The organism is Oleiphilus sp. HI0117, assembly GCF_001635235.1.
Map to the genome: position 1 here is coordinate 1 of NZ_LWGA01001288.1, position 1,161 is coordinate 1,161.

At 41.2% G+C, this 1,161-nt stretch carries 2 protein-coding genes; one reads left to right on the forward strand and one right to left on the reverse strand.

The genetic code is table 11. The features are described from left to right. Positions 1-267 (reverse strand): glutaredoxin family protein (locus A3757_RS22445; RefSeq protein WP_231878357.1); only part of this gene is annotated, 267 nt, incomplete at its 3' end. Positions 268-393: 126 nt separating this feature from the next. Here A3757_RS22445 and A3757_RS22450 point away from each other — a divergent pair. Next, on the forward strand, positions 394-1,161 hold a 768-nt coding region (locus A3757_RS22450; RefSeq protein WP_068740333.1), incomplete at its 3' end, for a recombination-associated protein RdgC.

Genomic DNA, 1,161 nt, shown 5'->3' on the forward strand with positions numbered 1-1,161 from the left:
AACATCAAAAGGCCATTCAAGCTCCAGGGATTTATCATGGGATAGCAAAACAGGTATCCTGGCGCCATAGCGATCAATTAAGGCATCATCGTCTGCAATATCGACCAACTCAAGTTTAAAAAAAAGCGGCTTTCCTTCCGAATCAAAGGACGATGCTGCAAAGTTTTCAGCCATTTGCACATGCAAGGTCTGAGCTACCGCAAGCGCCTCATCACACAAGTGACAACCAAGTGTCGAATACAAATAAAAGACTGGACAGGTGTTCAATTTGAAACTCTTTTTAAATATTTTCAATAATTTAAGTAATCTATTTAAAGTATTTTATACTATACTTTTGCTTTACATCTTATTAAGAAAGAATATCTACATCTAACTGAAGGCCTGAACATACTTATGTGGTTTAAAAATATCCTGTTTTATCGCTTTACTAAACCTTTCGAACTATCAAGCGAAGAATTAGAAAGTAAACTTGCTGACTCACCATTTAAACCCTGCGGCGCAAACGACATATACCAACTAGGTTGGTCCAGCCCCTTGCAAAAGCATTCCGAGCAACTGGTACACGTTAACCAGAATTACTGGATGATCTGTCTTCAAAAGCAAGAACGTATTCTACCTAGCTCTGTGGTCAATGAGCAATTACAAGAGAAAGTAAATGAGATCGAGGAACAACAGCACCGCAAAGTTACTCGCAAAGAAAAGACTGAGCTAAAGGAAGAAATCACTAACCTCTTACTACCTAAGTCTTTTACCAAGACCTCACGTTATTTCGCCTACCTTTGCCCTTCGAAAGGCTACCTTGTGATCAACACCTCGTCAGCCAAATTGGCAGATGAACTGACCAGCTATTTACGCAAAACAATTGGTTCACTTCCTATTCGCCTACCAGCAGTTAACCAGGCCCCAAGCTCCATCATGACACACTGGGTCACCGAGCCAAGCAGCCTACCGAGCTTTATGACGGTCGGATTTGAATGCGAACTTACTTCACAAGGTGAAGAGAAAGGATCTATTAAGTATAAAGGCTTGGAACTCGATCAAGAACAGATCGACCAACAAATCAAATCAGGAATGGAAGTCACCAAACTTGCTGTCGAGTGGCGCGAGTCACTAACACTATTATTAGGCTCTGATTTAAGTGTGAAGCGCATCAAGTTTGGC